The sequence below is a fragment of the uncultured Subdoligranulum sp. genome, from assembly GCF_937890665.1.
On the sequence record NZ_CALADU010000152.1, the window covers coordinates 1 to 6,311 of the forward strand.

At 58.4% G+C, this 6,311-nt stretch carries 7 protein-coding genes; all 7 read left to right on the plus strand.

The features are described 5' to 3' along the window. The coding region (locus Q0526_RS08695; RefSeq protein WP_298732583.1) for a class D sortase at window positions 1-578 on the plus strand (578 nt) is incomplete at its 5' end. 858 nt (window positions 579-1,436) lie between these two features. Then, entirely contained in the window at window positions 1,437-1,739 is a 303-nt protein-coding gene (locus tag Q0526_RS08700; RefSeq protein ID WP_298732585.1) for a Dabb family protein, read from the plus strand. A gap of 137 nt (window positions 1,740-1,876) precedes the next feature. Beyond that, the gene (locus Q0526_RS08705; protein WP_298732587.1) at window positions 1,877-3,250 is read left to right on the plus strand and encodes an N-acetyl sugar amidotransferase; all 1,374 of its coding nucleotides are present in this window, start codon (window positions 1,877-1,879) and stop codon (window positions 3,248-3,250) included. A 27-nt stretch (window positions 3,251-3,277) separates the two neighbouring features. Next, window positions 3,278-4,045, plus strand: a complete 768-nt coding sequence (locus Q0526_RS08710; protein WP_298732589.1) for an imidazole glycerol phosphate synthase cyclase subunit — start codon at window positions 3,278-3,280, stop codon at window positions 4,043-4,045. Then, a complete protein-coding gene (hisH, locus tag Q0526_RS08715) occupies window positions 4,042-4,689 on the plus strand; it encodes an imidazole glycerol phosphate synthase subunit HisH (RefSeq protein WP_298732591.1) in 648 nt (215 codons plus the stop codon). Before Q0526_RS08710 ends, hisH begins: the two co-directional genes overlap by 4 nt. A gap of 99 nt (window positions 4,690-4,788) precedes the next feature. Next, window positions 4,789-5,733, plus strand: a complete 945-nt coding sequence (locus tag Q0526_RS08720) for a sugar nucleotide-binding protein (protein ID WP_298732593.1) — start codon at window positions 4,789-4,791, stop codon at window positions 5,731-5,733. Further along, the coding region (locus tag Q0526_RS08725) for a TIM barrel protein (RefSeq protein ID WP_298732595.1) at window positions 5,720-6,311 on the plus strand (592 nt) is incomplete at its 3' end. The genes Q0526_RS08720 and Q0526_RS08725, both read left to right, overlap by 14 nt.

Genomic DNA, 6,311 nt, shown 5'->3' on the forward strand with positions numbered 1-6,311 from the left:
TTGCAGTTTTGGGGGCGGTGATGGCGGCGCTCAAACCAGCGGCCTCCAGTTCCGGTTTGTCCAACGAACCGGAAATCCCTACCCTGTCTGAGATACAGCCGACGGCTACCCCCGAAGCGCAGCCGGAAACCGGTGTGTTGGAAAGCTATCCGCAGGCTGGAGATTTGTTGGGGCATTTGACCATCAGCGGTACAGCGGTGGATTGTGATGTGTACTATGGAGATTCCGAAACGGAATTCTCCAAAGGGGCCGGCACCTATAAGGGGGCAAAGATTCCCGGTGAAGGGGGAACGATCCTGATGGGCGGCCACACCGGAACCTACTTCCGGGATTTTGAGAGTGTCCAGACCGGAGACGAAGTGACGTTTACCACCTCTTACGGCGAATACCATTATGTGGTCACCGGTACGCAGGTAGCATTGGATACCGATACTTCCGCGTATGATCTGGAGGCGGAAGAGGAAAACCTCATCATGTATACCTGCTATCCCTTCGGCATCGTCAACCCTACGGATGAACGCTTTTTTGTCTACTGTGACTATGTCAGCGGCCCGGAGCTGCAGGTAGGTCAGCCGTGAACCGGCGGCGGAATGCGACGGGGTTGGCGGTAGCTACGCAGGGACTGGCGGTGGTTTGCGGCTGCCTGCTGGCGCTGCTGACGGCTCTTTCGCTGACTTTGTTCCGGGAAGGTTACTATCTGCACAAATTAGAAACCAGCACCTGCTTGCAGACAATCTACGAAAATGTCCAGCAAGGAGCTCGCACCATTGCAGAGGCAGCGAGTCTTCGCGGTGATATTTTGGAGCCGCTGGTTACGCCGGAAACTGTGCGGGTGGCCGTGATACGCCGTGCCGACAGGATCTGGCATGGAGCAACCTCTCAGCCGGACAGTCCGTATAAGGAGGTCGTCACCTATCTGCAAGATACGATCACCTGGGAAACCAACGTGTTATGGACCGACGAAGATACCCTTCGTTATGATCAGATCAGCGACGTGTGTGACGATATGTGGCGCAGCAACATTAACCCGCCATTGTCCAATCTGCTCAACATCTTAATGCAGTATCGGCAGGTGGCCTGGGTACTCATGGTGGTGTTGGCAGTGGCGTTTGGGAGCTGCCTTTGGTGGTCGGCACGGACGCAGGGGGGAGTACTGACCCAGACAGCATACACGGTGGGGACGGCGGTGGCATTGGCGTCGGTACTGGCGTGTATCGGTATTCAGCGATCCGGCTGGCAGCACTGGATGCCTGCCGACGATGCAGCCTTTGGACTGTATATCAACTGGTTTCGTGGGCTCGGACCAGTGACGGCTGCCTGCGGTCTGGCATTGGCGGCCTTGGTTTGGCTGCTGGCGCTGGGGCAGAAAATGACACGCCGAACTCGGGGGACGGAAAGGCCGTCGCATCCGGATTATCAACAGGAGGTTTATCATCATGGTCAAACACATCATTCTTTGGACATTGAAACCCGAACTGCAGGGCGCCGAGAAGGACGCCGTCAAGGCAGGCATCAAGGAAGGGTTGGAAGGACTGGCCGGACAGATCCCGGGGCTGGTGGAAATCCGCGTGCAGACCGAGTGTCTGCCCAGCTCCAACGCCGATCTGATGCTGGACTCCACCTTCACCGATGAAGCCGCGCTGAAAGGGTATTCGGTCCATCCCGCCCATGTGGCGGTGGCCGACGGCAAGGTGCGGCCCTATACCCAACTGCGCAGTTGTTTGGACTTCACGGTGTAACAAAAAAGACACCCCACTTGCACAGTTTGGGTGGGTGTGCTATAATACGTGGGAACGGCAAAGGCGCCGTCCGTTTGGCATCGCCATACGGACGGCGCCTTTTTGTATGGAAATTTGCCGGAATGGAGTGCAGAAATATGGAAAAACTTCCTCGTTATGTCGATATCGATTACAGCAAATACGCGCCAGATCTGCCGGAAGACCAGCGCGAGGCCTACTATGGCCTGCCCAAACATGTACAGTTCTGTAAGGAATGTGTCATGAGCAACCAGAAGCCCAACTCCTGCTATGAGTTTGAGCACACCATCCATTCCATCAAGAAGACGATGGTCATTCAGGAGGACGGCGTCTGTGATGCCTGCCATGCCTGCCACAATAAAGCCAACGGTCATATTGACTGGGCCTTGCGGGAGAAGGAGCTGCGGGAACTCTGCGATGAGTACCGCAAGAACGACGGTTCCTACGATTGTTTGGTGCCGGGGTCCGGCGGTAAAGACAGCTTCTACGCTGCCCACCTGCTCAAGTACAAGTACGGCATGCACCCGTTGACCGTCACCTGGGCGCCCCATATCTATACCCCTTGGGGCTGGGAGAATATGCAGGCCTGGATCCACGCCGGGTTTGATAACTACCTGTGTACCCCCAATGGGCAGACTCATCGACTGCTGACCCGTCTGGCTACCGAGAATCTGTTCCACCCCTTCCAGCCCTTCATTCTGGGGCAGAAACAACTGGCCCCCAAGATGGCTGCCAAGTTCGGCATCCCGCTGGTGTTCTACGGGGAGAACGAGGCGGAATTTGGCAATCCCATTGCGGATAACAACTCGGCCTTGCGGGATGAGCATTTCTTTGCCGTCAATGACTACGACCACATCTATCTGGGCGGCGTGAGCCTGCGCCAACTGGAGGAGGACTATAAGATCGACAAGGCGGATCTGGCCATCTATCTGCCCTCCGAAACCTCCAATCTGGAGAAAAACCACGTTCAGGTGCGGTATTTGGGCTACTATGAAAAGTGGCATCCTCAGGGCGCCTATTATTATTCGGTGGAGCATGGCGGTTTCCGTCCGGCGCCGGAGCGCACGCAGGGCACTTACTCCAAGTACAATTCCATCGACGACAAGATCGACGATTTCTTCTACTACACCACCTACATCAAGTATGGCATCGGCCGTACCACCTACGACGCCGCGCAGGAGATCCGCAACGAAGAGATCACCCTCGACGAAGCCAAGGCGCTGTGCAAGAAGTTCGACGGCGAATACCCCGACCGCTTCGAGAAAGAGATCATGCAGTATCTTTCCATCGACAAGCAGCATTTCCCCCATGCGTCCCAACTGTTTGAACAACCCAAGATGGACCGGGCCTACTTCATGCATCTGGCCGATCGGTTCCGTTCGCCCCACCTGTGGAAGTGGGAGGACAACATGTGGAAGCTGCGCTACACCCCCTACGAGGGTGACAGCGAGGTGCTTTGGGGCGACCCGAAGGGGACCCATCATGAGATTTGATCCCCTATACAATGGAGGTGACTATCTATGGCAGACAAAATACGCCTGATCGCCCGACTGGACGTGAAGGACACCAATCTGGTCAAAGGCATCCAGATGGAAGGACTGCGCAAGCTGGGGGACCCCAACCAGTTCGCCAAGCGGTACTATGAGCAGGGCATCGATGAACTGCTCTACATCGATATTGTGGCCAGCCTGTACAACCGGAACAACCTCAGCGACATTGTGCGCAAAACGGTGGAGGATGTCTTCATCCCGGTTTGCGTGGGCGGCGGTGTCCGCAGTGTGGAGGATGTGCGCCACCTGCTGGCCATGGGAGCCGACAAGGTAGCCGTCAATACGGCGGCGATCAAGCGGCCCGAACTGATCACCGAGATCGCCGAGGCCTTCGGCAGCCAATGCATGGTGTTGTCCATTCAGGCGAAGCGCAGCCGAACCTGGCCCGGCAAGTGGGAAGCCTACTACGACAACGGTCGGGCCCATTCAGGGTACGACGTGGTGGAGTGGGCCAAGCGGGGGGAAGCGCTGGGAGCAGGGGAGATCCTGCTGATGAGCGTGGACAGCGAAGGCCTGCAGCGGGGCATGGATCTGGAATTGATTCAAGCAGTGACCGCGGCGGTGCATATCCCGGTGATCTGCGGCGGCGGTGTAGGCTGCGGTGACGATATTGTGGAGGCGGCCCGTGCGGGGGCCGATGCAGTGGCCTGTGCGGCGGTTCTGCATTACGGGAAAGAGACGGTGCCGGAGCTGAAAGAGGAGATCCGGGCCGGAGGCGTGGAGGTGCGCGGCGTATGAAAGTGACGATCATCGACTACGGCCTGTCCAACCTGCGCAGCGTGCAGAATGCCTTGGTCCACTGCGGGGCCGAGACGATACTGACCAGCGACCCGGCGGATGTGCGAGCTGCCGACGCGCTGGTACTGCCCGGTGTGGGCGCGTTCCGGGATGGCATGGCCGGTCTGGAGCGGTTGGGGCTGGTGGAGCCGATCCGCCAAAAGGCCGTGGAGGGAACCCCTTTGTTGGGCATCTGCCTTGGCATGCAGATGCTGTTTGAGGAATCCGAGGAATTTGGTTGTTGGAAAGGGCTGGGCTTGATCCCCGGTCGGGTGGTAAAAATTCCCGACACCGATTTGCAGGGGACGCCCCAGCGGGTACCCCATATCCAGTGGGACCCGCTGCTGCCGGCGGGCGGCCGGAAGGATTTTGCCGGTACGGTGCTGTCCGGTGTGACCCCCGGACAGGAATGTTACTTTATCCACAGCTATGAGGCCAAGCCCACCGCGCAGGCGGACCGTTTGGCCGATACCTGCTATGGCGGACGGGCGGTCTGTGCGGTAGCCGCCCATGGTTCGGTGGTAGGGTGTCAGTTCCATCCCGAAAAATCCGGTCCGGTAGGACTGTCGATTCTCGGTCAATTTATAAACATTTGTCAAAAATAAGCCTTCGCCCCGTGTCGGAACCGACGCGGGGCGTTGCTTTTTGTGCGGTAATCGGTTATAATGCATTCTGTATGAATGTGTAGAAATGGGGCGAAGTGTGTGTACAGCGATCTTCTTGTAGGATCCACCGGGTTTGTGGGCGGCAATCTCATGGCCAAACACAACTTTACGGCGGCTTGCCACAGCAGTGATGTGGCGGCGCAGTACGGCACCCGCCCCTCTCTGTGTGTCTATGCGGGGGTGCCGGCAGCTATGTTTTTGGCCAACGCCGATCCCGAGGCGGATCTGGCCGTCATGGAAGCGGCCCGGCAAAACCTGCAAAAGATCGCCCCCCAAGAGGTGGTGCTGATCTCCAGCATTGCGGTCTATGCCGACAGCCGGGGCAAGGACGAGGATGACGAGCCGGACACCGAAAATCTTTCGGCCTATGGCCGCAACCGCCTGCAGTTGGAGCACTGGGTGCGGGAGGATTTCCCCGATGCCCTCATCGTCCGGCTGCCCGCTCTCTATGGTCAGGGGCTCAAAAAGAACTTCCTGTATGACCTGCGCACCCTGACGCCGTCGCTGCTCAAACCGGAGAAATACCACGAACTGGCGCAAAAATCCGAACTGGTGCGGGACGGTTATACGCTGGCGGACAAAGGCTTTTACAAGTGCAATGGCGCCGTGGATGCGGCGGCGCTGCGGGCTTTCTTTGCCGCCAACGACTTCAACGCGCTGGCGTTTACCGACTCTCGCAGCCGGTATCAATTCTACAATCTGGGCCGCCTATGGGATGATCTGACGGCGGCCCGGCAGGCCGGGCTGCGGCTGTTGCATCTCTGCACGCCGCCGATTTCCGCCGAAACGGTTTACACCGCCGTCACCGGCAAAACCGACTGGCACAACGAACTGCCTAAGGCCCCATTTGACTATGACCTGCATAGCCGCTACGGGGCGTTGCTGGGGGGGGACGGTCCCTATCTGTGTACGGAACAGCAGGAACTGGACGATATACGGCGCTTTTTGCGGCCGGGGAAGGAGCGGGACGATGCCCGTATGTAAACTGGCAATCTCCAACATCGCATGGCATAAACAGGATGATGAGGCCGTCTACACGGCCATGCAGCAAGCGGGCTTCACGGGGCTGGAGATTGCCCCCACCCGGATCTTCCCGGCAGAACCCTACGAGAATCTGACCTCCGCCGCCCTGTTCGGCGGGTATCTAAAAAACCGTTGGGGGTTCTCGGTACCCAGCCTGCAAAGTATCTGGTACGGCCAAAAGGGCAATATTTTTGAGGGAGCCCAAAGCGAGGAACTGCTGGACTATACCGCCGGGGCTTTCCAGTTTGCCCACAGCCTCAACTGTCCGTCGTTGGTCTTCGGCTGTCCCAAGAACCGGATGCGTCCGCTGGGGGCCGACGATGCCTTGGCGGAATCCTTCTTTGTGCAGGCCGGCAATCTGGCAGCCCGGTATGGCGTGCGTCTGGCCATCGAGGCCAACGCCCCGGCCTATACCAACTATCTCAACGGTACCGCGGAGGCCTTTGCGCTGGTCAAGCGGCTGGACAATCCTGGCCTTGCCGTGAACCTCGACCTGTCCACCATGCTGGCGCAGGGGGAACATCTGCAAAGCTTTGTGG

Bases quoted from the DNA above. Each gene is read 5' to 3' on its own strand.
- Q0526_RS08700 (WP_298732585.1), top strand. From the start codon at position 1,437: ATGGTCAAACACATCATTCTTTGGACATTGAAACCCGAACTGCAGGGC.
- Q0526_RS08705 (WP_298732587.1), top strand. From the start codon at position 1,877: ATGGAAAAACTTCCTCGTTATGTCGATATCGATTACAGCAAATACGCG.
- Q0526_RS08710 (WP_298732589.1), top strand. From the start codon at position 3,278: ATGGCAGACAAAATACGCCTGATCGCCCGACTGGACGTGAAGGACACC.
- hisH (WP_298732591.1), top strand. From the start codon at position 4,042: ATGAAAGTGACGATCATCGACTACGGCCTGTCCAACCTGCGCAGCGTG.